Origin of the sequence: Actinomycetospora succinea (assembly GCF_004363095.1) — a bacterium.
In the GTDB taxonomy this organism is placed as follows: domain Bacteria; phylum Actinomycetota; class Actinomycetes; order Mycobacteriales; family Pseudonocardiaceae; genus Actinomycetospora; species Actinomycetospora succinea.
Map to the genome: position 1 here is coordinate 316,712 of NZ_SNYO01000003.1, position 22,934 is coordinate 339,645.

Below are 22,934 nucleotides of genomic sequence, written 5' to 3' on the forward strand. Positions count from 1 at the left end.
CCTCAGTCCTCGACGTTGTCGGCGAAGTCGAGCTCGTTGCGCTCGGCGGTGCGCACGTAGAGCCAGGCCAGGGCCAGCATGAACGGGTAGGGCAGCAGGCCGAGCACCAGCCACGGCAGCGTCACGCCGCTCGCGATCTCGACCGACCCGAAGCGCGGGAGCACGAGGAAGAGCACCGGCAGCGCGCCGAGCACGAACACCGCGACCAGCCCGAGCCGCACGCCCAGCGCGAGCTGCGCGCGCAGGAGGTTGCGCAGCAGCAGCTCGCCGGTCTCGGTCTGCTGCTCGATCTCGGCGACCGTGCGCACCGCCCGCGTCGGCACGCGGCGCTCGGCCAGCACGACGCGGACGCGGTCGGAGCCGCCGTCGTCGTCGGGCATCGGCGGCATGACCAGGCCGGGGCTGGTGTGCAGCGAGGTGCTGGTCGTCGCCGCGGCCGTCGGGGTGTCGGCCGTGACCGCCACGCGGTCGGCGGCCTCCGCGGGGGCGGCGGCCTCCGCGGCGGGTGCGTCGGCGTCCGGGGAGAGCGGCATCGGGCCGATGCCGCCGGGCCCGGTGACCGGGGTCGCCGCGAACTGCTCGGTCTCGGCGTCCGGCGCCGCGTGCCGGGGCGTGTAGCCCGAGGGCGGGGTGTGGACCGCGCCCGGGCGCTCGGGGCGCGCGTGGCGGCCGTGCCGGCGGGCCACGCCGGGCGGCGGCTGCCCCGGGGACGGGAACGTCGGGGGCACGGGGCGGCGCGGCTGCTCGGCCGTCTCGACCGGGTTCGGGCCCGTCATGAGCCCGGGGGTCGGGCCGGTGGCGGCGTTCATGGGGCTCGGCGGGGTCGGCACGCCGACGCCCACGCGGGGCGAGCGGGACGGCCGGGAGCGCCGGACGGTGCCGGTGTCGGGGCCCTGGCCGGGCCACCCGTCGGCGGCCGCGTCGTCGGGCGCGGACGCGCCGTCCGGGGCCTCGGGCGCGGCGGCCTCGGGCGGGCCGGCGACCTCGGGCGGGCCGGCGACCTCGGGCGGGCCGGCGACCTCGTCGGGAGGGCCCCCGTCGTGGGGACCCTCGCCGCGGGGATCCACGTCGCCGTCCTCGGCGTCGTCGCCGTCCTCGGGCTCGTCGGCGCTCTGGGGGTCGGGGACGGACCGCAGCCCCTCCCCCACCGACGGGCGCCGCGGGGGCAGCGCGTCGTCGAGGGCCCGCTCCGTCCCGGCGGCCCCCGGCACGGGCGCCGTGGCCCGCGCCGGACCGCCGGGGGAGGTCATCGTCGGCCCCAGGCCTGCTTCGTCGAGCGGACGAGCCGGTCCTTGAGCTCGCGGGTGTGGCGGCGGCTCACGGGCAGCTCGGCGACGTCGCCGCCGGTGCCCAGCCGCACGACGTACCCGGAGCCCGCGAGGCGCAGCTCGGTGATGAGCGGCAGCGCGACGAGGTACGAGCGGTGGATGCGCACGAACCCGGCGTCCGACCAGCGCTCCTCGAGCACCGAGAGCGGTATGCGCACGAGGTGGCTGCCCTCGGTGGTGTGCAGGCGCGCGTAGTCGCCCTGCGCCTCCACCCAGCGCACCGTCGAGCGCTGCACCAGCTTGGTGGTGCCGGCGAGCTCGACGGGGATCACCTCGTCGTCGCTCTCCTCGTCGGTGGCGGGCTCGACCGGCACGGTGGTGCCGCGCGAGGACAGGATCCGCGACAGCGACGCGTACAGCCGCTCGGGGCGCAGCGGCTTGAGCAGGTAGTCGACCGCGCCGACGTCGAACGCCTCGACCGCGCGGTCGTCGTGCGCGGTGACGAACACGACCGACGGCGGGATGACGTAGCGGGACAGCACGTTCGCGAGCTCCAGCCCGTCGAGACCCGGCATGCGGATGTCGAGGAAGAGCACGTCCACGTCGGACTGCTTGGCGGGGGCCGGCAGGCCCGCCGGCGGGGTGCCGCCCGAGAAGCCGCCGAGATCGACCCGGTCGCCACCGGTGAGGATCCGCAGCGCCGAGATCGAGTCGGATGCCCGCAGCACGGTGCCCACCCGTTGATCCTGCTCGAGCAGGTAGGCGAGCTCCATGAGCGCCGGTTCTTCGTCATCGACGGCGAGGACCACCAGGCCGTCGTTCTCACTCGTGTTCACTGCCACGCCATCCTGCCCAGCCGAGGTTCCCGCGTCCACGATAGGACCCGATCGGCTCGCCACCCTGCCGTGGTCCGGCGCGTCGCCCCAGCGAGCCGGTGTTCTTCGCGGGTGTGCCGCGTCCGGACCACCCGTTCGGGGGGTGCCGATTGGGCCGGCCGATCGACGTCCACGGAGATCGACTCGCCCTCCGAGCCCGCTACGCCGTCCCGGGATCGGCGCGGAACCCGCCCGCGGCGTCGGCGTCGGCCTGCTCCCACGCGGTGGCGCTCTCGCGCACCGCGCGGCGCAGCTCGGCGAGCTCCGCGGCGAGGGTCCGGGCGGCCGGCACCGTGTCGGACGTCACCAGATCCCGGTACCAGGCGGCGATCGCCGCGTTGTCCTCGCCGGTGCCCACCGCGAGCGACTCGGCCGCCAGCCCGTCGAGCGCCGCCTGCGCCTCGGTGACCCCCTGCTCGAGGGCGTCGACCCTGCCCGCGAACGCCCGGGTCTCGTCCGGGCGCATCGAGGCCTCGCCACCGCCACCACCCTCGCCGGGCGTGCTCATGCGGTGCTCCTTCCGGACGGACGCGGCACGGCTGCGTCGGTCAGCACGGTACGGACGTCGGCCAGCAGTTGTCCGCCGGTTGCGGGAACCAGCAGCGACGGGCGCGGGGGCTGCGGCGGGCGCAGGACGTGGCGGCCGCGGGGCCCGTCGAGCCAGCACAGGGGCGCGGCGACGCGACGGGGCACACCGTCGCGGCGGTCGGCGACGCCGGCCTGCGAGACGGCGGTGACGGAGGCGAGGAGGTCCTCGGCGACGTCGCGGGCCCGCGCCGACCGCTGGGTGGTCGGCAGGTCCGCCGGCGCCGTGCCCGCCGGCACGGGCACCGGCGGCCCCTGGCCGGGCGGCACGGGCGGGACCAGCGAGAACACCGCCTCGGCGAGCCCGTCGGGGGCGCACGGCGCAACCCGCACCGGCGCCTGCGCGTGCTCGGGGGACTCGAGCAGCGCCGCCGTGCGGCCGTCGGTGACCGCCACCGCGGCGAGGGGGGCGCTCGCGTCCCGGCGGACGAGGTCGACGGCGACCGCCCAGCCGGCGACGGCCTGCCCGGCGTCGAGGAGCATCCGGGCGGGCGCGGGCTCGAGCAGGCCGCGGGCGCGCAGGGCCTGCTCGGTGGCCGTGCGGTGGCGCCGGGCCTCGGCGTCGGTCTCGGCGGACCAGTGCACCGGGCGCAGCGGGTAGGGCCACCCGGCGCCGCACTGCTCGAGCACCCACAGCAGTTCGTGACGGTCGAGAACGACACCGCTCACCGGCTGTCCTGCTCCCCGATGACCGGCGGGGTGACGAGACGGCGCGCGTCGGGGTCGTCGGACGGGTCGCGCCACGGGTCGGCGTCCACGAGGTACTCGGGGTGGCGCACGCCGCCCGGCCCGCCCGTGGGCTCCGAGGTCGTCGCGGCGGCCGTCGGCGGGATCATCGGGACGTCGTGGCTGGACGAGGCAGGGCTCGGGCCCTGGTGCACCGGGCCGGGAGCGTCGGAGGTCGGCGGCGCACCGACACCGACCGACGGGCCCGCGAGCGCCGGCCCGGTGGGGCCCGCACGTCCGGTCGCCGGGGCGTCCCCGGCAGCGTCCCCTGGGGCGTCCCCGATGGCGTCCTGCGCGGCCTCCGGGGCACGGTCCGGGGTCCGGCGGTCCCGGCGCTCGTCGCCGTCGTCCCGGCGGCGCTCGGGCGGACGGGCGGCGCCGCCCGCGAGACGGTCGGCGGCCGTCGGCGCCACCGGGTGGGCGGGTGCCGGCGACCTCGGCGCCGACCCGGGGGCGGGCCCTGGCGTGCCCCCCGGTCCCGCCGTGCCCGGACCGCCGCGCGGGGGCCCGCCCGGCGCCCCGGGCCGCGGCACACCGCCTAGCGGCACACCGGGCCCGCCCGGCCCCGGAGGACCGCCGAGCAGGCGCGAGACGAACCGGCCGACCGTGCCGGGGCGCGCTGCTTCCGGCGGGACGGCTCGCGCCGCCCCGGGAGCGGCCGCGCCGCCCGGGGACGCACCCGGCGCCCGGCCCGGCGCGCCCGCGGCCGCCGCCGCACCCGGGGATCCGGCGGGCGCCGCGGCCCGCGCGAGCACCCCACCGCGGCCCGGTGGCGTCCCCGCGCCGGCACCCCCGCCGCCCGGCACCCCGCCGGGCCCGGCCATCGCGCCGCGTGCCGTACCGCCCACCTCGGGGGCAGCGCCCACCGAGGTGCGCCCGGCGAGGCCGTCGACCGCCGACGGGGCGCCGCGGGCGGCCAGCCCGGTCTGGTCGAGGTAGGCGCGGTAGGCGCCCTGGGCGGCGCGCTCCTCGGCCTGCGCCGCCTGGAAGGTCCCGAAGCCGTCGGCCGGGCCGCCGGTGGCCAGCGCGCCGGCGAGGCCGGGCGTCGCGGGCGAGGTGCCCAGCACCGGCAGGGCCGGCGCGCGCGGGGGCCCGACGAGCGACTGGACGCGCGCGAGGGCGTCGCGTACGCCCTGGAGGCTGCCGGCCTGCCCCGTGACGGCGTCCCCGAGGCGGCTCATGCGGGCGACGAGCGTGCGCACGTGCGAGGCGGCGGCCTCGGCGTCCCGACCCCGCCAGGAGGCGCCCAGCTGCCCGTGGGCGCGCTCGAGGCGCTGCGCGGCGGCCCGGAGCTCCTCGCCCCGTGCGGCGTGGCGCAGGCGCGCGGAGTCGAGCGCGGCGGGGTCGGCGCCGTCGTGGATCCAGCGGTGGATCAGCTCGTGGCTGATGACCGAGGTGTCGCGACCGCCCCACGGGACGCCGGGGACCGGCACGGTCCACCACCTCCCGGGAACGCCCTGACCCGCCGAGCGTAGGTCCGACCGGGCGGATGTGGGGACCGTCAGAGCCCGAAGCGGCTCCACAGCGCACGGTGCTCGACCCAGTCGAGCGCCGAGCCGACCGGATCGGTCATCGCGGCCGGCGGGGTGAACGGCGCCGCGATGCCGCCGAGGCCGAGGCGCGCGAGCAGCGGGCGGCGGGGCTCGACGGTCACCGGGTCGGCGTCCGGGAAGCGGCGGCCGAGCACCTCGCGGGCCGTGCCCAGGTCGTCGATCAGGCCGCGCTCCCGGGCCTTGCGCCCCGTCCAGACCTCGCCGGTGAACAGGTCCTCGGACTCGACCAGGGCGGCCCCGCGCCGCGCGCGCACCCACTCGATGAACATCTCGTGCAGCTCGCCCTGCATCCCGAGCAGCCACTCGACGTCCTCGGACTTCTCGGGCTGGAACGGGTCGAGGCGCGCCTTGTTCTGGCCCGCGGTGTGCAGCCGGCGCTCGATCCCGTAGCGCTCGATCAGCCCGGTGAGCCCGAAGCCGCCCGAGACCACGCCGATCGAGCCGACGAGCGACGTCGGGTGCGCGTAGATCTCGTCGGCGGCGCAGGCCAGCCAGTACCCGCCGGAGGCCGCGACGTCCTCGCAGAACGCCAGCACGGGGACCTCGTGCTCCTCGGCGAGCCCGCGGATGCGGTCGGCGACCAGCGCGGACTGGGTCGGCGACCCGCCCGGCGAGTTGATCATCAGCGCGACGGCCTCGACGCGGTCGGCGGTGAAGGCGCGGCGCAGGGCGTCCTCGACCGTGGTGATGTTGATGACCGCCCGCGGCACCGGGCCGCTGGTCGCCGCGATGACGCCCTGCAGGCGGACCACGCTCACCGTGCGCTGGCCCGTCGCCGCCGCGAGGGGACCGGGCAGGACCGAGGACAGGGCCGGGCCGAAACGCAAGCTCATGGCCTCCACGCTAGCCGCCGTCCCGGTGATGCCGAGATCAACCGGGTGTCCGCTAGACGCGAACGCCGGCCCGGAACTTGGGGACGCGCAGGATGATCTTCGTGCCGGCGCCGCGCTCGGTCTCGACGACGAGGCCGTAGTCGGGGCCGAACGCCGAGCGCATCCGGTCGTCGACGTTGCCGAGGCCGACGTGGGCGCCCGAGAGGTGGGCGTCGCGGTTCTCCTCGGTGAGCGCCTTGGGGTCCATGCCGACGCCGTCGTCCTCGACGATGATCGTGCACTCGGCGCCCGAGTCCTCCGCGGTCAGCGAGACCGTGCCGCCGCCGGGCTTGCCGGACAGCCCGTGGCGCACGGCGTTCTCGACCAGCGGCTGCAGCGCCAGGAACGGCAGCACGACCGAGAGCACCTCGGGCGCGACCTGCACCTTCACGTGCAGCCGGTTGCCGAAGCGGGCGTGCTCGAGGGCGAGGTAGCGGTCGATGTTCTTGAGCTCGTCGGCGAGCGTCGTGTACTCGCCGGCCTGCCGGAACGAGTAGCGCGTGAAGTCGGCGAACTCCATCAGCAGCTCGCGGGCCCGCTCCGGGTCGGTGCGGATGAACGAGGCGACGGTGTTCAGCGCGTTGTAGATGAAGTGCGGCGAGATCTGCGCCCGCAGGGCCCGGACCTCGGCGCGGTTGAGCCGGGCGCGGGACTCGTCGAGGTCGGCGAGCTCGAGCTGGCTGGACACGTACCGGGCGACCTCGGCCGACGCGCGCAGCAGCACGGGGCCCGGGGTGTCGGCGCTGACCGCGGCCAGCGTGCCCGCGACGTTGCCGTCCACCTCGAGCGGCACGACGACGATGCCGCGCACCGGGCAGTCCTGGGAACCGCACTCGATGTCCTTGCGGCTGGCGACCTGCTGGCGCCCGGTGCGCATGACCTTCTCGGCGTACTGGCGCACGTCGAGGCTGTGGTGCTCGGCCTCGCCGTCCCACGCCAGCGGGACGCAGTCCGAACCGGTCATCGACAGGGCCTCGGTGTCGAGCAGCGTGCGCAGGTAGGGCACCGCGAACTGCGCCGAACCCTCGGAGAGCCCCTCGCGCAGCGCCGGCGCCGCCAGCGACACCGTGTGGAGCGTGGAGAACGTGGCGCGCTCGAGCGGGGAGGCGAACTGGTTGCGGCGCTTCACCCGCCGGTAGACCAGGACCGCGATCACCAGCGCGATCGCCACGCCGACGGCGGCGACCACGCGCGGATCGGTCAACCAGCTGGGCACGGCACCTATTTGACCAGACGCGACAGGCGGCGGTCCGCCAACGCGCGACCCTGTGTCTGGCAGGTGGGGCAGTACTGGAACGACCGTTCGGCGTACGAGACCTCCCGGACGGTGTCGCCGCAGACCGGGCACGGCAGGCCGGTGCGGGCGTGCACGCGCATCCCGGAGCGCTTCTCCCCCTTGAGACGGGCGGCGTCCTGGCCCACCGCGCGCTCGACGGCCTCGCTCAGCACGCCGACCATCGCGGCGTGCAGCCGGTCGACCGCCTCGGCGTCGAGCTTGCCCGCCGACGCGAACGGCGACAGCTTCGCGACGTGCAGGATCTCGTCGGAGTAGGCGTTGCCGATGCCGGCGAGGACCTGCTGGTCGGCGAGCAGCGTCTTCAGGCGCTCGGAGCGCCCGGCGAGCAGCTCGCCGAACTCGGCCCGGGAGATCGCCAGCGCGTCGGGCCCGAGCTTGGCGACGCCCGGGACCTGCTGCGGGTCGTCGACGAGGTAGACCGCGAGGCGCTTCTGGGTGCCGGCCTCGGTGAGGTCGAACCCCGGGCCGCCCACGGTCTCGAGGTGCACGCGGAACTCGAGCGGGCCCTTGCCGGGCTTGGGCGGGGTGGCCGAGGCCTGGTCGTGCCAGCGCAGCCAGCCGGCCCGCGACAGGTGCACGACGAGGTGCAGGCCGTCGAGCTCGACGTCCAGGAACTTCCCGTGCCGCGACGCCCCGGTGACCAGCCGCCCGACGAGCGCCGACACCGGCGGGTCGAAGGTCTTGAGCACGGTCATGCTCGCGACGTCGACGCGCGCGACGGGCCGGGCGAGCGCGTGCGTGCGCAGGTGCTCGGCGAGGGCCTCGACCTCGGGGAGCTCGGGCATGTCAGCTCACCGGCTGCAGCGGACTGTCGGCGTACGCGGGCGTCGCGCGGGTCTCGAGGCTGCGCACCGTCTGCATCATCTCCTCGCGCGCGGCCGCGGTGCCCCGCACCCAGCCCACCCAGCGCTCGGGCGCCGACCCGTCGGACCCGCCCGGGGTCTCGGCGACGAGCGTGCGCGGGCGCCGCAGCACCCACCGGCCGGGGAAGAACAGGAAGATCGCCAGCAGGATCAGCCAGACCCAGATCGGGACGACGACACCCTGGCTGCCCGTGAACCACCACGCCAGCAGCGCGACCCAGAGCAGGCCCATGATCGAGACGATGCCGATGGCCGCGAGCCGGCCGCCCTGCATGTCGTGCTCGAAGTCCTCACCCGTGGCGGGGTCGATCCACTCGAGCTTCTGGCGCACCATCCACTGCCGTCCGTCGGCGGCGCGCACGATGCGGATCCGGGCCATGGGCCCACTCTAGCCCTGCTCACGGCGCCAGACCGGCTCCCCGAGCGCACCGTCCAGCCCGTCGCGCAGCTCGCGCTTGAGCACCTTGACCGCCGCGGAGACGGGCAGCGTGTCGACGACGTGGACCGCGCGCAGGCGCTTGTAGGGCGCCACACCCTCGTCGACCGCGCCCGCGAGCAGCGCGCCGAGCTCGGCGGTGGGCTCCTGGCCGGGGGCGAGGACGACGACCGCCACCGGTTCCTCGCCGACCGCGACGTCCGGCCGCCCGACGACCGCCGCCGCCGCGACCTCCGGGCGCGCCACCAGCAGCTCCTCGAGCTCGCGCGGGTACACGTTGTAGCCCTTGTAGAGCAGCATGTCCTTCGCGCGGTCGACGATCTCGAGCTGGCCGTCCTCGCCGAGCACCCCGATGTCGCCGGTGCGCAGCCACCCGTCCACGAGCGTCTCGGCGGTGGCCTCCGGGCGGTCGAGGTAGCCGACCATCACCTGCGGGCCGCGCGCCCACACCTCGCCCGCCTCCCCGACGCCGGCGGGCTCGCCCGGGGCCGGGCCGACGACGATCTCGGTGTCGGGCACCGGGACGCCGACCGTGCCGATCCGGCGGTGCGCCGAGCGCGCGGTGGCGCCGAGCGTGAGCCCCATCGTCGCCTCGGTCATCCCGTAGCCCTCGACGATGACGGCCTCGGGCATCCGCTCGGCGATGCGCTGCGCCAGCGCGACCGGCATCGGCGCCGCCCCCGAGGTCACCGTCCGCACCGAGGTGAGGTCGCGGCCCGCGGCCTCGGGGTGGGCGAGCAGGGCGTGGAACAGCGGCGGCGCGCCCGAGACCGTCGTCGCGCGGTGGGTCTCGACGTCGGCGAGCAGCCGGGCCGGGTCGAAGCGCTCGTGGACGATGCTCGTCGCGCCGGACACCACGGCGACGCCGATCCCGCCGATCGTCCCCATCGCGTGGAACCACGGGGCGACGGCGATGCCGGTCCCCTCGCCGAGGCGGGTCGGCCACTCCTGGGCCGGCCCGACCTGCTCGAGGCCCACGTCGCCCGCGACGCCGGGCGCGGGCCGCGACCCGCTGCCGTGGCACGCGTACTGCAGGACGTTGGTGACGACGTTGGCGTGCGTGAGCACCACGCCCTTGGGGCTGCCGGTCGTGCCGCCGGTGTAGGCGAGGTGGGCGCGCGCGACCGTGGGGTCGAGGTCGACCACCGGCGCCTCGTCGGCCTCCGCGCCGTCGGCGACGGTGACGCCGTCGGTGGGGATCAGCGGGACGCCCGACCCGGTGTCGCGCATCCCGATCACCGCGACCGCGCCCGCGTCCAGCAGCTGTCCGGCGACCCCCTCGGCGGGCAGCTGCGGGCTCACCGGCGTGAACGTCGCCCCGGCGAGCAGGATCCCGTAGTAGGCGACCGGGTACGACAGCACGTTCGGCAGGTGCACGCCGACGACGTCGCCGGGCACGACGCCCCGGGCGTGCAGGTGGTGGGCGAGGCCGCACGCCGCGCGCCACAGCCCGGTGAAGGTCAGCGTGCGGTCGTGGTGGGAGAACGCGACGCGGTCGCCGTAGCGGCGGGCGGCACCGTCGAGCAGGGCCCCGACGGGCACCTCGGGGTAGGTCAGTCGCTCGGGGACCCAGGTCCGCCAGTCGGTCATGCGGGGACCCTAGATCGCCTCAGCCGTCCAGGAAGTCCTCGAGCACCGGCCCCAGCTCGTCCGGGCGCGTCAGGATCCCGACGTGGCCGCCCTGGTGCAGGTGCACCGTGGCGCGCGGGATGAGCCCGCCCATGATGTGGGCGTTGACGATCGGGATCACGGGGTCGCGACGCCCCGCGAGCACCAGCGTCGGCGCCGAGATGAACGGCAGCACCGGCAGGCTGGTCCAGGTCATCAGGGCCATGAGCTGGTAGAGGTAGCCCCGGAACGCGACGGGCCGGGCGCGCCCGAACACCTCGTCGACCGCGGCCTGGTCCTCGCCCACGTAGATCTCCGCACCGGCGTCGTGCCGGTAGCGCCGGTCGTTGTAGCGCCGCGGGGTGAGCATCTTCGCGAGCACGGTGAGCCGCGCCGGCACCATCCACGCGCCCATCCCGGTGCTGACGAGGGCCAGCCGGCCCGTGCGGTCCGGGTGCTGGAGCGCGAACTGCTGGGCGATGCCGCCGCCCCACGACAGGCCGAGCACGTCGGCGCGAGCGTACCCGAGCTCGTCGAGCAGCCCCGAGAGCAGACCGGCGAGCCCGGCCATCGGCAGCGGCACCCACGGCAGCGGGGACCCGCCGATGCCCGGCACGTCGAAGCGCACGACCGGGCGGTCCGGGTCGAGCGCCGCGACCAGCGGGTCGAGGAACTCGACGCTCGCGCCGATGCCGTTGACCAGCACGAGCGGGGTGCGACCGGGCGCGCCGGGCCGGTGCGCGACGTGCAGCCGGTACCCCGCGACGACGACGTCGCCGACCCACTCCGGACGGCCGGGAGGCGCGGGGGCCGGATCGTCGGCCGGATCGGGGACGGGGACGGGCAGGGCGCTCACCGCGCCCCTCCCGGGGCGGGCGAGCCCGCGGTGTAGCTCCGGTACACGGAGATCAACGCCTCCTTCTGCGCGTCGGAGAGCCGGGGGTCGGCGCGGATGGCCCGTTCTGTGGACCCATCGCCCGACCCCGCGGCCTCCGCCGGGGCGTCCCCGGCGTGCTCACGCACCAGGCCGGCCTGCAGCAGCAGGGTCTCGGCCGAGATGTCGAGGGCCTCCGCGATCGCGTGCAGCACACGGACCGACGGCTCGTGCAGCCCTCGCTCGATCTGGCTCAGGTACGGATTCGAGATGTTGCTCAGGGCGGACAGCTGCCGCAGCGACAGGCGCGCGAGCTTGCGCTGGCTGCGGATGAACCCGCCCAGGGCGCGGCGGTGGTCCTCCCACGCCCCGCCCGGGACGACCACGAATCCTCTATCGGCGCGGCGTGGACGTCGCGCGGACCGACGTCGGGAGCGCCGGCGCGACGGCCTCGAGCACCTGGTGGGCGACGGAGCGCTGCGCCTCGAGGATCTGCACGCCGGTGTCGTAGAACCGGTCGACGGCCTCGAACGGCGTGCGCGGCAGGCCCGGCACGCCCGCTGCGGCGCCCTTGCCGGTGACGGCACCGGCGCCGGGAACGTTCTGCAGCGCCGCGGTCCAGCTCTCGGCGACCGAGCCCGCGAAGCGGAGCCCGGCCTCCTGGACCTGGGTGAGCATGTCGACGGCCCGCTCCCGGACCTGGTCGATGCTCGGGTCGGCGGTGGGGGTGGCCATGCGTGGTTCCTCCGCGTCGTCGGTGACGGCGCTCAGTTTACCAAGCACACGCCGGACGGCGCGGGGTGTCGATGGCGCCGGTCACACGGCGTCGCCGTCCGGTCACTCCCGCCGTCACTCCTCGGGGAGACAGGCCACCAGACGGTCGAGACGGTCGGCGACCCGCGAGGCGCACGCGTCGCACGGGCACCGACCCTCACGGCTGGCCAGCAGCAGGTCCAGGCGCAGGAACACCGGGTCGTAGGCGGGACCGACGGCGTCGTCGACCTTGCGACGGAGAGCGACGGAGGCGGAACGGTTCATCGGGCAACACCCTCGGGTGGTGAAGGCAGCGGGCGGTCGGTTGCAGGAGGCGCAGTGGAGATGCGCTCCGTGCAACACGGTGACGAGCGCAGCCGCGCTCGTCAACCGTGCATCGACCGATGGCCGCACGCCGTTACCCAGCGTTCTCCTGGGGAAACACCCGAGGGCAGAGGGATCACCCACCTGCCCACCGTTCACCACCCGGCGTGGCTCACCCCGTCCCGAGGACGTACGAGCCCGGTGCGTCCCCGAGCGGCGGGTGTGCCTCCGAGCCCACCGACGGCGGGGTGCGCATGCCGCCGGCGCGCTCGCCGATCCAGTCGCGCCACGGCTCCCACCACGAGCCCTGCACCTCGCTGGCCCGCTGCAGCCAGGTCTCGGCGTCCGGGGCGGAGGAGCCGCCGACGGTGCCGATCCAGTGCTTGGCCTTCTTGCCGGGCGGGTTGACCACACCGGCGATGTGCCCGCCGTTCGAGAGCGTGAACGTGACGTCGCCGCCGAGCAGGCCGGTGGAGGTGAAGGACGTCTTCCACGGCGCGATGTGGTCGTTCACGGCGCCGACGATGAAGGTGTCGTTGGTGATCGCCTTGAGCGAGAGGTGCTCGCCGAGGAGCTCCAGCTCGCCGCGCGCGAGCTCGTTCTGCAGGTAGAAGTGCCGCAGGTAGAAGGCGTGCATCTTCGCCGGCATCCGCGTCGAGTCCGCGTTCCAGGCGAGGATGTCGAACGCCGGCGGCGCCTTCCCCTCGAGCCAGTTCGGCCCGACGTAGTTGAAGATCAGGTCGTTGGCGCGCAGCAGGTCGAACGTCCCCGCCATCGACTCCGACGGCAGGTAGCCGGTCTTCGCCATCTTCCGCTCGAGGCGCTCGACGATCTCCGGGTCGACGAAGCTCGCGACCGGCCCGGGGTCGCTGTAGTCGAGCAGCGTGTTCTGCAGGGTCAGCGAGTTGATGCGCTCGCCCTCGCCGCGCGCGGTGAGCATCGCCGTCGCGATCGTGGCCATCAGCCCGCCCAGGCAGAGCCCGACGAGGTTGACCGTCTCGGCGCCCGTGATCTCCTGGACCACGTCGAGCGCGGCGAGGTCACCGAGCTCCAGGTAGTCGTCGAGGCCGGTGTCGGCCATCGACTCGTCCGGGTCGCGGTAGCTGATGACGAACACCGTGTGCCCGTGCTGCACGGCCCACTCGAGGAAGCTGCGGCCCGGCGCGAGGTCCATGACGTAGTACTTGTTGATCCACGGCGGGCTCACGAGGATCGGGATCTCGTGGACCTCGTCGGTCTGCGCCTCGAACTGGATGAGCTCCATGAGGCGGTTGCGGTAGACGACCTTGCCCGGCGTCGCGGCGAGCTCCTGGCCGACGCGCAGGCTGGTGCGGTCGACCTGCTGCGGGCGGCCCTGGTTGGTCGCGAGGTCGTCGAGCATCTGGCGGAACCCGGACACCACGCTCGACCCGCCCGTCTCGAACGCGCGCTTGAGCGCCGACGGGTTGCCGGGCAGCAGGTTCGTCGGCGAGAGCACGCTGCTCAGGACGTCGGCGAGCAGCAGCGCCCGCTCGTGCGAGGACTCGTCGAGGCCCGCGGCGTCCACGAGGTCGTGCAGCGTCGCCACCAGCGCGAGGTACTGCTGGCGCAGCCCCCAGTAGGCCGGGTTCTCCTCCCACGTCGGGTCCTTGAACCGGCCGTCCTTCTCGATCGGCACCGGACCGTCCGCCGACGAGCCGAAGACCCGGGCCACGGTGGCCGTGCCGATGCGGGCGGCCAGCGCGGCGTGCCCCGCGACGACCCGGCCCACGTCGGCGGGGTGCGTCGCGAGGCCCTGCGCGACCTGCACGACCGTCCGGCCCCACAGGGCCGGGTCGACCTCGGCGAGCACCTCGGCCGGCACGACCGACTCGAGCGCGCGGGCGAGGTCCACGCCCGGACCCGTCGGGACGGTCGGCGGCTGGCTCCGGTGCTGCTCCACGGTCATGTCGGCGACCTACCTCCACGTCGACTCCAGACGTGCCGCGCCGGCACGCCCCGACGGGAAGTGTGCCCCGCTGGGACCTGGGTCACACGGTTACCGGCGAGTCAGAGGCAGGCGTCTCAGCCCGCCAGCTGACCGCGCTTCCGCGCGACGATCCCCTCGTAGAGCAGCGGGCTGCTGTCGGTGGCGAGCCGGTGCTGGAAGCGCTCGCGGCGCACCACCTCGAGGGCGCCCGAGCGGATCGACTCGCCGATCATGCCGCCGAACCCGGAGGTGTCGGTGGCGTCGAGGAAGGCGTCCTTGATCGTCAGGACGACCCAGCCGCCGGGCGCGACGAGGTCGTAGGCGGTGCGGAACGCCGCCGGCGGGATGTCGCCGAAGCCCAGCGCGGCGACCACGGTCAGCGCGTTGAGCTCGTGCCCGGCCAGCGTCTCGCGCTGCGCGGCGGAGAGCCTCGTGAGGTCGGCGACCTGGTAGTCGGCGTAGAGGCCGGGCCGGTCGCGCAGGGCGGCGTCGCGGGCCTCGGTGAGGATGTCGACGCCGACGGAGTGCTCGACGCCGACCGCGGCGAGCTCCTCGGCCATGATCCCGTTGCCGGCGCCCAGGTCGAGCACGCGCAGCGCCGAGGCCTGCTCGCCGGCCGCCGCGAGCGCCTCGCTCAGCAGGCCGACCATGAACCGCGGCGAGTCGCAGCCCAGCACGTCGTAGAAGATCTTCTCGTAGAGCCCGGGGACGCCGAAGATGCGGTCGTAGTCGTGGAAGCGGTACTCGCCCCAGGTCCCGTCGGGCTGGGCCACGACGCAGAACTCGTCGTCCTGGCTGAACTTGCTGCCCGGCTCGGGCAGCGCCAGGCGGATGGCCTCGCGGGCCCGCTGGAGGTCGACGGGGTGCTGCGACGAGGGAGCCGATCCGCCCGCCGGTGCTGTTGCGGCCTCCGGCGCGGCAGCTCCGCTGCGCTGCGTGCCGCCTGCCCGGTGGAGGACCTCGTGCTCGCGGCTGGTGCCGTTGCCGGTGCCGTTGACCGCCGTGGGTGCCATCGACTTCTCCTCCCGGTGTCGTCCTCCACGGGGGAGGGCGACGGAAGCTGGACGCGGGCAGCAGTAACCGCCCGCGTGGAGCATCACGCGGGATCGATCGTCGTCAGCCCCCGGAAGAGGGGTCAAGGAAAGCGGGCGTCAATAGAACCAACGTCACGCAGGGCGCGTGTCCGATCACACACGGAACGTCACGACGGTCACGCCCCGGGGGTCACCAGCGGCCGCCGCCACCCTGCGGGCCGCGGGGGTCGTAGCGCGTCGTGCGCTCGTCCTGCTGGGCGTACGGGTCGTTGTACGGGCGCTCGTAGGTGCCGTAGCGCTGGTCGTAGCGGCCGTCGTACTGGCGCCCGCCCCAGCCGCCCTGCGACGCCGGGCGGACCGCCGTGCGCGAGACCCCCGAGAGCATCGAGATGATCGCGAGCCCGATCGCCGCGTAGAGGATCGCCGTGGCGATGTGGTCGACCACGCCGCCCGCGGCCAGGAACACCTGCAGCAGCAGGACCACGAGGACCAGCAGCACGATCGCGGAGAAGAACGTCGCGGGGCGGGGCGTCGTGAGGAGCAGCAGGTGCAGCAGCGCCGTCCCGGCGAGCGCGGCGATGACCGCGCAGACGGGGATGATCGTCATGGCGTTGTCGACCAGCGCGCCGCTGCGCTGCGTGGTCTGGATGCCCAGGTCGAAGACGTTCGAGATGATCAGCACGCCGACGATGGCGATGCCCGCGGCGACCACCGCCGTCGCCACCCCACCGGCCCAGAGCCGCTTGGGCAGGACCTCGACGTCGCCGTCGTCCCACGAACGCTGCGGGTAGCTCACGACCTCGTCCTCTCGCCGACCGCCGATGCCGGCGCCTCGGGACGGTTGTACCGCACCGGACCTCGCCACGGGTGGACCACACCCTCCCCTGCCGGGCGTCCCTTGACGTTCCGCGTCCGGCCCCGTTCGGTGAGCAACGGCCCTGTCGTCCCGAGCAGGCCGCGACGAGGAGGAACCGGGCGATGACGACCCCGCCGAAACCGCCCCCAGGACGCACGGCGCGTCGGCTGCCGCGCCCGTCGGAGCTGCGCCCGCTGCTGCGGGTCGCGCGTCCCGAGCTGGACGGGACCCGCCGGCGGCTCGCCCGCGCCCACACCGTCGCCGACCTGCGCGCGATCGCCCGCCGTCGCACCCCGCGGGCGGTCTTCGACTACACCGACGGCGCCGCCGAGGCCGAGCTGTCGCTGCGGCGTGCCCGCGACACCTTCGCGTCGCTCGAGTTCCGGCCCTCGGTGCTGCGCGACGTCTCGCACATCGACACCTCGACGACCCTGCTGGGCGGGCCCTCGGCGTACCCGTTCGCGTTCGCGCCGACGGGCTTCACGCGGATGATGCACCACGAGGGCGAGGTGGCCGTGGCCCGCGTGGCCGGTCGCCTCGGGGTGCCGCACACCCTCTCGACGATGGGGACCACCTCGCCCGCGGACCTCGCCGCGGCCGCCCCGGACACCCGGCGCTGGTTCCAGCTCTACCTCTGGCGCGACCGGGCCGCGAGCGAGGAGGTCGTGCGCCGGGCGGCGGAGGCCGGCAACGAGGCGATCATGCTGACCGTCGACACGCCGGTCGGCGGGGCCCGCCTGCGCGACGCCTACAACGGGCTGACCATCCCGCCGGCCCTCACCGCGCGGACCCTGGCCGACATGGCGCGCCACCCGCACTGGTGGCTGAACGTGCTCACCACGGACCCCCTGGAGTTCGCGGCCCTGACGTCGTGGGAGGGCACGGTCGCCGAGCTCATCGACACGATGTTCGACCCGGCGCTGAACCTCGACGACCTCGCCTGGCTCCGATCCACGTGGAACGGACCGCTCGTGGTGAAGGGCGTCCAGACCGCCGAGGACGCGCGGCGGGTGGTCGACGCCGGCGCCGACGCGGTCATCGTCTCGAACCACGGCGGGCGCCAGCTCGACCGCGCGCCCGTGCCCCTCGAGACGCTGCCGTCGGTGGTGGCCGAGGTCGGCGGCGAGGCCGAGATCCTGCTCGACACCGGGATCATGTCGGGCGCCGACATCGTCGCCGCCGTCGCGCTCGGCGCCTCGGGCTGCCTCGTCGGGCGCGCCTACCTCTACGCGCTCATGGCCGGGGGCGAGCTCGGGGTGGAGCGCCTCGCGACGATCCTCACCGCCGAGATCCGCCGGACGATGGCGCTGCTCGGGGTCTCGTCGGTCAAGGACCTGACCCCGGACCACGTGCGGCTCTGAGACAGCCCTCGAGCAGGGAATCGTGACCTGTTCGTGATCTCGTGTCGGGCGCTGAGCCGGGGTTTTCCGGGCGGCACTGTCGGGGGTGGGTCCTAGCGTCGTCCCTGTGAGCATCGACCTCGACCCGCGGATCGGCCTGGCGGCCGCGGTGGCGGGTCGGGCACCGGACACGGCGTTGGCGGCGAGGCTCGACCAGGTCGATCCGACGTCGCTGACCGGGGAGGACCTCGCCGCGTACGTGCGGGCGCGGTGGGCGCTGCACAACCGGGCCGAGGCGTTGCTGCTGGCCGGGCTGCGGGAGCTGGGGACGGCGCAGGACGGGCACACCGGGCGGTTGGCGAGCTCGGATGAGTTCTCCGGTGACGAGGTCGCCGGGGTGCTGGGCTGCTCGCGCACGGCCGCGTCGCGGCGCCTGGATCTGGCCGACGACCTGTTCTCCCGGTTGCCCGCGCTCGGGGCGGCGTTGTGGTCGGGCCGGCTCGACGAGCCGAAGGTCCGCGCGATCAGCGAGGGCGTGCGCGACCTGTCGACCGATCACGCTCGCGAGGCCGTCGAGGTGGTGCTGTCCGAGGCGGCGGGGTTGCCGGTGATGGCGCTGCGCGAGCGGGTCGGTGAGGTCGCGCTGGACCTGGACCCGGAGTGGGCCGAGCGCCGTCGCCGGCGCGCCGAGGGCCGCGGGCGGGTGGAGCTGGTCGCGAACGCCTCGGGGACCGCGACCCTGACCTTCGCCGACGCCCCTGCTCCGGAGGGCATCGCCTCGATGGCGCGGGCGGAGGCGCTGGCGGCGCGGCTGCGTACGGCGGGGGTGCTGACCCCGATCAACCAGCTGCGCCTGCAGGTCGGGATGCGACTGCTCAACGGATCGACCGCCGGGATGACCGACGACGAGGTCGTGGCACGGCTCACCGCCGAGTACCACGCCACCGCCACCCCCACCGACGACGACCCCGACAGCGGTCCTGACGACACCGGACCCGACGGCGGTCCTGACGACAGCGGACCCGACGACAGCGGACCCGACGGCGGTCCTCACGACAGCGGACCCGACGACACCGGACCCGACGACACCGGACCCGGCGGCGGGCCCGGCGCGGACGGGCCGGACGGCGCAGGCCTCCCGGCCGGCGACCCGGAGATGCCGGCGCCGCGCTCACCCGGCGCGCAGGGCGCCCTCGACCTGCCCGACCTCCCCGACCCGGCTGGCAGGCCGGACCCGGTCGGCGAGCCGGAACCCCGGGACGGGCGGCTGCGCCACGGCACCACGGAGGTCCGGCTGCGACTCACCACCGCGCTCGGACTCGACCAGCACCCCGGCACCGTTCCCGGCTACGGCGCCGTGACCGCAGCCGTGGCCCGCGACCTGATCGCGGCCCGCCACCACGGCGAATGGCGCATCGTCCTCGTCGACGCCGACGGGCATCTCCAGCACGTCCTGCTCGCCCGAGCACGACCAGCCGGCCCCCTCGCTCGGGGGCGAGCACCGGGCGCGACCCGGACCGGCGCGATCGTCGAACTCCAGGTTCCGACGACACTGCTCGCCGCCCTGAACCCCGACGACCACCCCAGATGGGCACTGCTGCTGCGCGAGCTCCAGGCCCGGGTCGCCGACCGCGCCCACACCGGCGACCTCGGTCGTCCACCCGACGCCGACAGCGGCCCCGATCAGTGGCGGCGCCGCCGCCCCGGCGCCGAAGCCGACCGCTGGACCCGCGCCCGCGACAGGCACTGCGTCGTGCCGTGGTGCCGCCGCGCCGCCCACCGCGCCGAGATCGACCACACCCGCGACCACGCCCACGGCGGGCCCACCGTCACCTGGAACCTCGGCGCCTGGTGCACCCACGACCACCGCGCCAAGCACCACGCCGGCTGGACCGTCCGCCAACCCCTGCCCGGCTGGTTCGTCATCCGCACCCGCGCCGGCATCACCCACACCACCCGGGCTCCGACGATCCTCCGGCCCCTGCCCGGACCGCGACCCGCCCGCGCACCGAGACCCCTGCCCGACGACGGATGGCCCGACCACCGCCCGGACGACGAGGACGACTGGCGTCGACGGTTCGCCGCCGAGCTCGGCGGCACCAGAGCGACGAGGAACGACCCGCCCCCGAGACCGCCGGCAGCCCTCGACCCCGACGGTCCCCCACCCTTCTGACGAGTCACGCAGGGTGCTGGCGCCGTCGCGTGAGCACCACGAACGGGATCGTGCGCCCGACCTCGTCGGCGCGGCGCTGGTAGCCGGCGTAGGGCCGGTAGGTCGCGATCGCCGCGGGCCACAGGCGCTCCCGCTCGGCGTCGCCCGCCACGCGCGCGTGGACCGGGCGCACCTCGTCACGCACCTGCGCGGTGGTGTCCGGGTGCGCGCGCAGGTTGTGGAACCACGCCGGGTGGCGCGGGTGTCCGCCGTAGGAGGCGACGACCACGACGTCGTCCGGGTTAGCGGGGTGGGCGAAGTAGAGCAGCGGGGTGGTTCGCGGCGTCCCGCTGCGCGCACCGACGTGGTCGAGCAGCAGCATGGTCGGCAGGCCCGGGCCGGTGTGCCCGACCCGGCCGCCGGTGCGGCGGTAGAGCGCGATGTGCGCCCGTGTCACCGCACCGACGACCGGGGCGAGACGGTCCATCACCCGGCCGAAGTCGATCGTGGAGACCATCGGCCGGACCCTACGGGGCTACAGCGTGAGCAGCCGGTCGAAGAACTCCCGGTAGCGCTGCACGGCGCGGCGCATCTCCTCGGTGGACGGGTCGCCGCCGAGCGCGTTCGGGTCGAGCGCGCTGCGCTGCTGCGCGAACGTGCGCGAGAGCTCCTCGAGCACCTCGCCGACCAGCCCGTCGGCCTGCGCGACCGCGTCCCGCGGGCGGTCGACGAACGCCATCCGCACCTCTTCCCACTGCGAGCGCCAGCGCGCCGCATGGTCGGGATCGAAGATGGTGCCCTGCTCGGCGGGCTGCCGCGCGTCCCCCGCGTCGCGGGACGAGTCGCCGGCGGGGCCGGTGTGCTGTCCCGCGTGCTGATCGCCGGGGAGCCCTCCGTTCCGGTCCCCCGACGGCTCGCCGGGCGCACCGGCGGCGTGGTCGGGCGGGCCCGGGTACGCCCCGGGCTGCCCGCCCATCCCGGACGCCGGCGCGCTCTGCCCCGGTCCCGCGTCGTACTGCTGCGGCGGAGCGGAGGCGGCGTGCGACTCGGCGTACCCGGCGCCGTGCTGGCCGCCCGGCTGACCGCCGTACGGGTCTCCCGGCCGGCTCCCGTACGGGTCTCCCTGCTGACCGCCGTACTGCCCGCCGGGCTGGGCTCCGTACGGATCCGCCTGCTGGCCGCCGTACTGCCCGCCGGGCTGGGCTCCGTACGGATCCGCCTGCTGGCCGCCGTACTGCCCGCCGGGCTGGGCTCCGTAGGGATCCGCCTGCTGGCCGCCGTACTGACCGCCGGGCTGGGCGCTGTACGGCTCTGCCTGCTGGCCGCCGTACTGGCCGGCTCCGGGCTGCTGCCCGTACGGGTCCTGCCCCGCGCCGCCGTACTGGCCGCCGGGCGCCGGCTGGTCCCACTGCTGCGCGGAGGCCGGCGCGCCGGCGTTCTGGCGCGGGTCCTCGTCGTACCCGCCGGGACGGTCCGAGCCCGCGGCGTCGGCGGGGTGACCTGCGGGCTGACCGTGCTCGGGGTGGCTCATCGCCTGTGCTCCTGGTGTCCGTCGGGTCCGCCGGACGCGGGAGGCGTCGACGGGGGCCGGCCCGGGCCGGCCGGTGCGGCGGGAGGCGGTCCCTGCGGGGGCGCCCCCTGCGGAGGAGGTGGTCCCTGCGGAGGCGCGCCCTGCGCAGGGGCGCCCTGGGGCGGCGCTCCCCGGGGAGGCGCACCCTGCGGGGGCGCGCCTCCGGGCGGCATGCCCTGCCCGGGTGCGCCCGCCGGCGACGGCTCGATCCGTTCCGTCCCGGCGTGGGGATGGCCCTGCCGGGCGTCGTCCCGTCCACCGGCGATGCGCTCGGTGGTGCCGTCGGGGCCCCGCCCGTCACCACGACCGTCGCCGCGCCCGTCACCGTCGTCGAGCATCGCCTCGACGAGGGTGCGGAACGCGGTGAACGCGCCGCGCAGGTCCTCGGTGCTCGCCGTGCCCTGCCGGTGGGCGGTCACGACGCGCTGGGCCTCGCGGTAGTCCTCGACGAGGTGCGGCTGCGCCACGGAGAGGTCGTCGGTGCGACGGTCTCCCCCCTCGACCGGGTAGCCGCGCGCCCGCATGATCGTCACGAGCAGCGCGTCCGCGTGCTCGACCGCGCCGCCCGGGTCGTCGATGAACCCGCGCTGCACCTGCTGCCAGTCGGCCTGGAACCGCTGGCGCTCGTCGGGCTGGAGAGGCCGGAGCTGGTGCTGGTCGTGGCGCTCCTTGCGCTGGCGCAGCTCCTTCTCGGCCTCCTTGCGGTCGCCGGTCTCCGAGACCCGGCGCTCGTACTCGGGACCGAACTCGTCGGCGAGCTGCTGCTGTCGGCGCCTTCGCGCCAGGACGAGGGCGGCGATGCCGGCCACGACCAGCAGCACCACCACGATGATGATCACAACTGCGACGGTGCCCATCGCGGACCCCTTCCGGACCTGGGACTTCAGTGATCGGTGTTGTGTGTGGGATGCCCGATGTCGCGGGGCGCCCCGCCCGCTTCCGAGGGAATTAATTTCCTGCTGCGGCGCGCTCCGCGAGCGGCCGGCGTCGCTGGGCCACCTCGCCGATGGCGGGCGGCTCGTAGGACACGTCGCCGGGGTTGGCGTCGACACCCGGCGGGACGATCGCGTCGATCTGGTCGAGGACCTCGTCGTCGAGGGTGACCTCAGCGCCCGCGAGTACGTCCTCGAGCTGCTCCATCGTGCGCGGGCCGATGATCGCCGAGGTGACCGCCGGATGGGACACGGCGAACGCCATCGCCATGTGCACCATCGACAGGCCGGCCTTCTCGGCCAGCGGCACGAGCTCCTCGACGGCGTCGAGCTTGCGCTCGTCGGTGAAGCGGCCCGGCGTGCGCCGGGCGCGCTGCGTCCCGGCCTCCTGACCCTTGCGGATCTTGCCGGTGAGCATGCCCATCGCCAGCGGGCTCCAGACCAGCGTGCCCATGCCGTAGCGCCGGCAGACCGGCAGCACCTCGCGCTCGATGCCCCGGTTGAGGATCGAGTACGGCGGCTGCTCGGTGCGGAAGCGCTGCAGGCCGCGGCGCTCGGCGACCCACTGGGCCTCGACGATCTCGGAGGCGGGGAAGGTCGACGACCCGATCGCGCGGACCTTGCCGCTGCGCACGAGGTCGGTGAGCGCGGAGAGCGTCTCCTCGACGTCGGTCTCGGGGTCGGGACGGTGGATCTGGTAGAGGTCGAGGTGGTCGGTCTGCAGGCGGCGCAGCGAGTTCTCGACCTCCTGCACCAGCCAGCGCCGCGAGTTCCCGCGGTGGTTCGGGTCGTCGCCCATCGGGGCGTGCGCCTTGGTGGCGAGGACGACGTCGTCGCGCCGCCCCTGCAGCGCCTTGCCGACGATCTCCTCGGACTCGCCCTGCGCGTAGACGTCGGCGGTGTCGACGAAGTTGATCCCGGCGTCGAGCGCCCTGTGGATGATCCGGATCGAGTCGTCGTGGTCGGTGTTGCCCCAGGCGCCGAACATCATCGCGCCCAGGCAGTACGGGCTGACCTTGATGCCGGTCCGGCCCAGCGTCCGCATCTTCACGAGCGGGGTGCTCCTTG

Annotated in this window: 23 protein-coding genes; 2 read left to right on the top strand and 21 right to left on the bottom strand. The window is 75.4% G+C overall.

Translation table 11 applies throughout. The features are described from left to right. Positions 1-2: 2 nt before the first annotated feature. The 17 genes from EV188_RS32240 to EV188_RS12850 all read right to left on the bottom strand — a co-directional run bounded on the left by EV188_RS32240 (position 3) and on the right by EV188_RS12850 (position 15,812). Positions 3-1,250 (bottom strand): DUF485 domain-containing protein, encoded by a 1,248-nt coding sequence (locus tag EV188_RS32240; protein ID WP_208114165.1) that lies wholly within the window; start codon positions 1,248-1,250, stop codon positions 3-5. Next, on the bottom strand, positions 1,247-2,104 hold the full coding sequence (locus tag EV188_RS12775; protein WP_133826645.1) for a LytR/AlgR family response regulator transcription factor: 858 nt from the start codon (positions 2,102-2,104) through the stop codon (positions 1,247-1,249). Before EV188_RS12775 ends, EV188_RS32240 begins: the two co-directional genes overlap by 4 nt. A 199-nt stretch (positions 2,105-2,303) precedes the next feature. Beyond that, a complete protein-coding gene (locus tag EV188_RS12780) occupies positions 2,304-2,651 on the bottom strand; it encodes a WXG100 family type VII secretion target (protein ID WP_133826646.1) in 348 nt (115 codons plus the stop codon). After that, complete coding sequence (locus EV188_RS12785) at positions 2,648-3,397, bottom strand: ESX secretion-associated protein EspG (protein ID WP_133826647.1); 750 nt, start codon at positions 3,395-3,397, stop codon at positions 2,648-2,650. The genes EV188_RS12780 and EV188_RS12785 overlap by 4 nt, the downstream gene beginning before the upstream one ends. Continuing rightward, positions 3,394-4,887 carry a hypothetical protein gene (locus EV188_RS12790; protein ID WP_133826648.1) on the bottom strand — a complete coding sequence of 498 codons (1,494 nt, stop codon included), beginning with the start codon at positions 4,885-4,887 and terminating at the stop codon, positions 3,394-3,396. The genes EV188_RS12785 and EV188_RS12790 overlap by 4 nt, the downstream gene beginning before the upstream one ends. 68 nt (positions 4,888-4,955) lie before the next feature. Then, complete coding sequence (locus EV188_RS12795; protein ID WP_133826649.1) at positions 4,956-5,840, bottom strand: S49 family peptidase; 885 nt, start codon at positions 5,838-5,840, stop codon at positions 4,956-4,958. Positions 5,841-5,892: 52 nt separating this feature from the next. Further along, positions 5,893-7,095, bottom strand: coding sequence for a histidine kinase (locus tag EV188_RS12800; RefSeq protein WP_208114166.1), 1,203 nt, complete (start codon positions 7,093-7,095; stop codon positions 5,893-5,895). Positions 7,096-7,100: 5 nt separating this feature from the next. Continuing rightward, complete coding sequence (locus tag EV188_RS12805; protein WP_133826650.1) at positions 7,101-7,961, bottom strand: Fpg/Nei family DNA glycosylase; 861 nt, start codon at positions 7,959-7,961, stop codon at positions 7,101-7,103. 1 nt (position 7,962) lies between these two features. Beyond that, a complete protein-coding gene (locus EV188_RS12810; RefSeq protein ID WP_133826651.1) occupies positions 7,963-8,418 on the bottom strand; it encodes a hypothetical protein in 456 nt (151 codons plus the stop codon). A 9-nt stretch (positions 8,419-8,427) separates the two neighbouring features. Then, entirely contained in the window at positions 8,428-10,065 is a 1,638-nt protein-coding gene (locus tag EV188_RS12815) for a class I adenylate-forming enzyme family protein (RefSeq protein WP_133826652.1), read from the bottom strand. 19 nt (positions 10,066-10,084) lie between these two features. Then, positions 10,085-10,939 (bottom strand): alpha/beta fold hydrolase, encoded by an 855-nt coding sequence (locus EV188_RS12820; protein WP_243741657.1) that lies wholly within the window; start codon positions 10,937-10,939, stop codon positions 10,085-10,087. Further along, a complete protein-coding gene (locus tag EV188_RS12825; RefSeq protein WP_133826653.1) occupies positions 10,936-11,343 on the bottom strand; it encodes a helix-turn-helix domain-containing protein in 408 nt (135 codons plus the stop codon). The genes EV188_RS12820 and EV188_RS12825 overlap by 4 nt, the downstream gene beginning before the upstream one ends. Positions 11,344-11,350: 7 nt before the next feature. Further along, the gene (locus EV188_RS12830) at positions 11,351-11,692 is read right to left on the bottom strand and encodes a hypothetical protein (protein WP_133826654.1); all 342 of its coding nucleotides are present in this window, start codon (positions 11,690-11,692) and stop codon (positions 11,351-11,353) included. A 114-nt stretch (positions 11,693-11,806) separates the two neighbouring features. Then, complete coding sequence (locus tag EV188_RS12835) at positions 11,807-11,995, bottom strand: hypothetical protein (protein ID WP_133826655.1); 189 nt, start codon at positions 11,993-11,995, stop codon at positions 11,807-11,809. A 211-nt stretch (positions 11,996-12,206) separates the two neighbouring features. Next, complete coding sequence (locus EV188_RS12840) at positions 12,207-13,961, bottom strand: PHA/PHB synthase family protein (RefSeq protein WP_133826656.1); 1,755 nt, start codon at positions 13,959-13,961, stop codon at positions 12,207-12,209. 116 nt (positions 13,962-14,077) lie between these two features. Further along, the gene (locus tag EV188_RS12845) at positions 14,078-14,995 is read right to left on the bottom strand and encodes a methyltransferase domain-containing protein (protein WP_133826657.1); all 918 of its coding nucleotides are present in this window, start codon (positions 14,993-14,995) and stop codon (positions 14,078-14,080) included. 211 nt (positions 14,996-15,206) lie between these two features. After that, positions 15,207-15,812 (bottom strand): hypothetical protein, encoded by a 606-nt coding sequence (locus EV188_RS12850; RefSeq protein ID WP_133826658.1) that lies wholly within the window; start codon positions 15,810-15,812, stop codon positions 15,207-15,209. Between the two features lie 182 nt (positions 15,813-15,994). On the opposite strand from EV188_RS12850, the gene EV188_RS12855 reads away from it, so the two are divergent. After that, complete coding sequence (locus tag EV188_RS12855) at positions 15,995-17,233, top strand: alpha-hydroxy acid oxidase (protein ID WP_133826659.1); 1,239 nt, start codon at positions 15,995-15,997, stop codon at positions 17,231-17,233. A 106-nt stretch (positions 17,234-17,339) separates the two neighbouring features. Next, the gene (locus EV188_RS12860) at positions 17,340-19,385 is read left to right on the top strand and encodes an HNH endonuclease signature motif containing protein (protein WP_133826660.1); all 2,046 of its coding nucleotides are present in this window, start codon (positions 17,340-17,342) and stop codon (positions 19,383-19,385) included. 4 nt (positions 19,386-19,389) lie between these two features. On the opposite strand, the gene EV188_RS12865 is transcribed toward EV188_RS12860, so the two are convergent. The 4 genes from EV188_RS12865 to EV188_RS12880 form a co-directional block, all read right to left on the bottom strand. Continuing rightward, positions 19,390-19,881, bottom strand: a complete 492-nt coding sequence (locus tag EV188_RS12865) for a nitroreductase/quinone reductase family protein (RefSeq protein WP_133826661.1) — start codon at positions 19,879-19,881, stop codon at positions 19,390-19,392. Positions 19,882-19,899: 18 nt separating this feature from the next. Continuing rightward, positions 19,900-20,895: a hypothetical protein gene (locus EV188_RS32975; RefSeq protein WP_133826662.1), complete on the bottom strand. Its 996-nt coding sequence runs from the start codon at positions 20,893-20,895 to the stop codon at positions 19,900-19,902. After that, positions 20,892-21,773 carry a hypothetical protein gene (locus EV188_RS12875; protein WP_133826663.1) on the bottom strand — a complete coding sequence of 294 codons (882 nt, stop codon included), beginning with the start codon at positions 21,771-21,773 and terminating at the stop codon, positions 20,892-20,894. Before EV188_RS12875 ends, EV188_RS32975 begins: the two co-directional genes overlap by 4 nt. A 109-nt stretch (positions 21,774-21,882) precedes the next feature. Continuing rightward, positions 21,883-22,917 carry an aldo/keto reductase gene (locus tag EV188_RS12880; RefSeq protein WP_133826664.1) on the bottom strand — a complete coding sequence of 345 codons (1,035 nt, stop codon included), beginning with the start codon at positions 22,915-22,917 and terminating at the stop codon, positions 21,883-21,885. Positions 22,918-22,934: the final 17 nt, after the last annotated feature.

Bases quoted from the DNA above. Each gene is read 5' to 3' on its own strand.
- EV188_RS32240 (WP_208114165.1), bottom strand. From the start codon at position 1,250: ATGACCTCCCCCGGCGGTCCGGCGCGGGCCACGGCGCCCGTGCCGGGG.
- EV188_RS12780 (WP_133826646.1), bottom strand. From the start codon at position 2,651: ATGAGCACGCCCGGCGAGGGTGGTGGCGGTGGCGAGGCCTCGATGCGC.
- EV188_RS12795 (WP_133826649.1), bottom strand. From the start codon at position 5,840: ATGAGCTTGCGTTTCGGCCCGGCCCTGTCCTCGGTCCTGCCCGGTCCC.
- EV188_RS12805 (WP_133826650.1), bottom strand. From the start codon at position 7,961: ATGCCCGAGCTCCCCGAGGTCGAGGCCCTCGCCGAGCACCTGCGCACG.
- EV188_RS12810 (WP_133826651.1), bottom strand. From the start codon at position 8,418: ATGGCCCGGATCCGCATCGTGCGCGCCGCCGACGGACGGCAGTGGATG.
- EV188_RS12815 (WP_133826652.1), bottom strand. From the start codon at position 10,065: ATGACCGACTGGCGGACCTGGGTCCCCGAGCGACTGACCTACCCCGAG.
- EV188_RS12830 (WP_133826654.1), bottom strand. From the start codon at position 11,692: ATGGCCACCCCCACCGCCGACCCGAGCATCGACCAGGTCCGGGAGCGG.
- EV188_RS12835 (WP_133826655.1), bottom strand. From the start codon at position 11,995: ATGAACCGTTCCGCCTCCGTCGCTCTCCGTCGCAAGGTCGACGACGCC.
- EV188_RS12840 (WP_133826656.1), bottom strand. From the start codon at position 13,961: ATGACCGTGGAGCAGCACCGGAGCCAGCCGCCGACCGTCCCGACGGGT.
- EV188_RS12845 (WP_133826657.1), bottom strand. From the start codon at position 14,995: ATGGCACCCACGGCGGTCAACGGCACCGGCAACGGCACCAGCCGCGAG.
- EV188_RS12855 (WP_133826659.1), top strand. From the start codon at position 15,995: ATGACGACCCCGCCGAAACCGCCCCCAGGACGCACGGCGCGTCGGCTG.
- EV188_RS12865 (WP_133826661.1), bottom strand. From the start codon at position 19,881: ATGGTCTCCACGATCGACTTCGGCCGGGTGATGGACCGTCTCGCCCCG.
- EV188_RS32975 (WP_133826662.1), bottom strand. From the start codon at position 20,895: ATGAGCCACCCCGAGCACGGTCAGCCCGCAGGTCACCCCGCCGACGCC.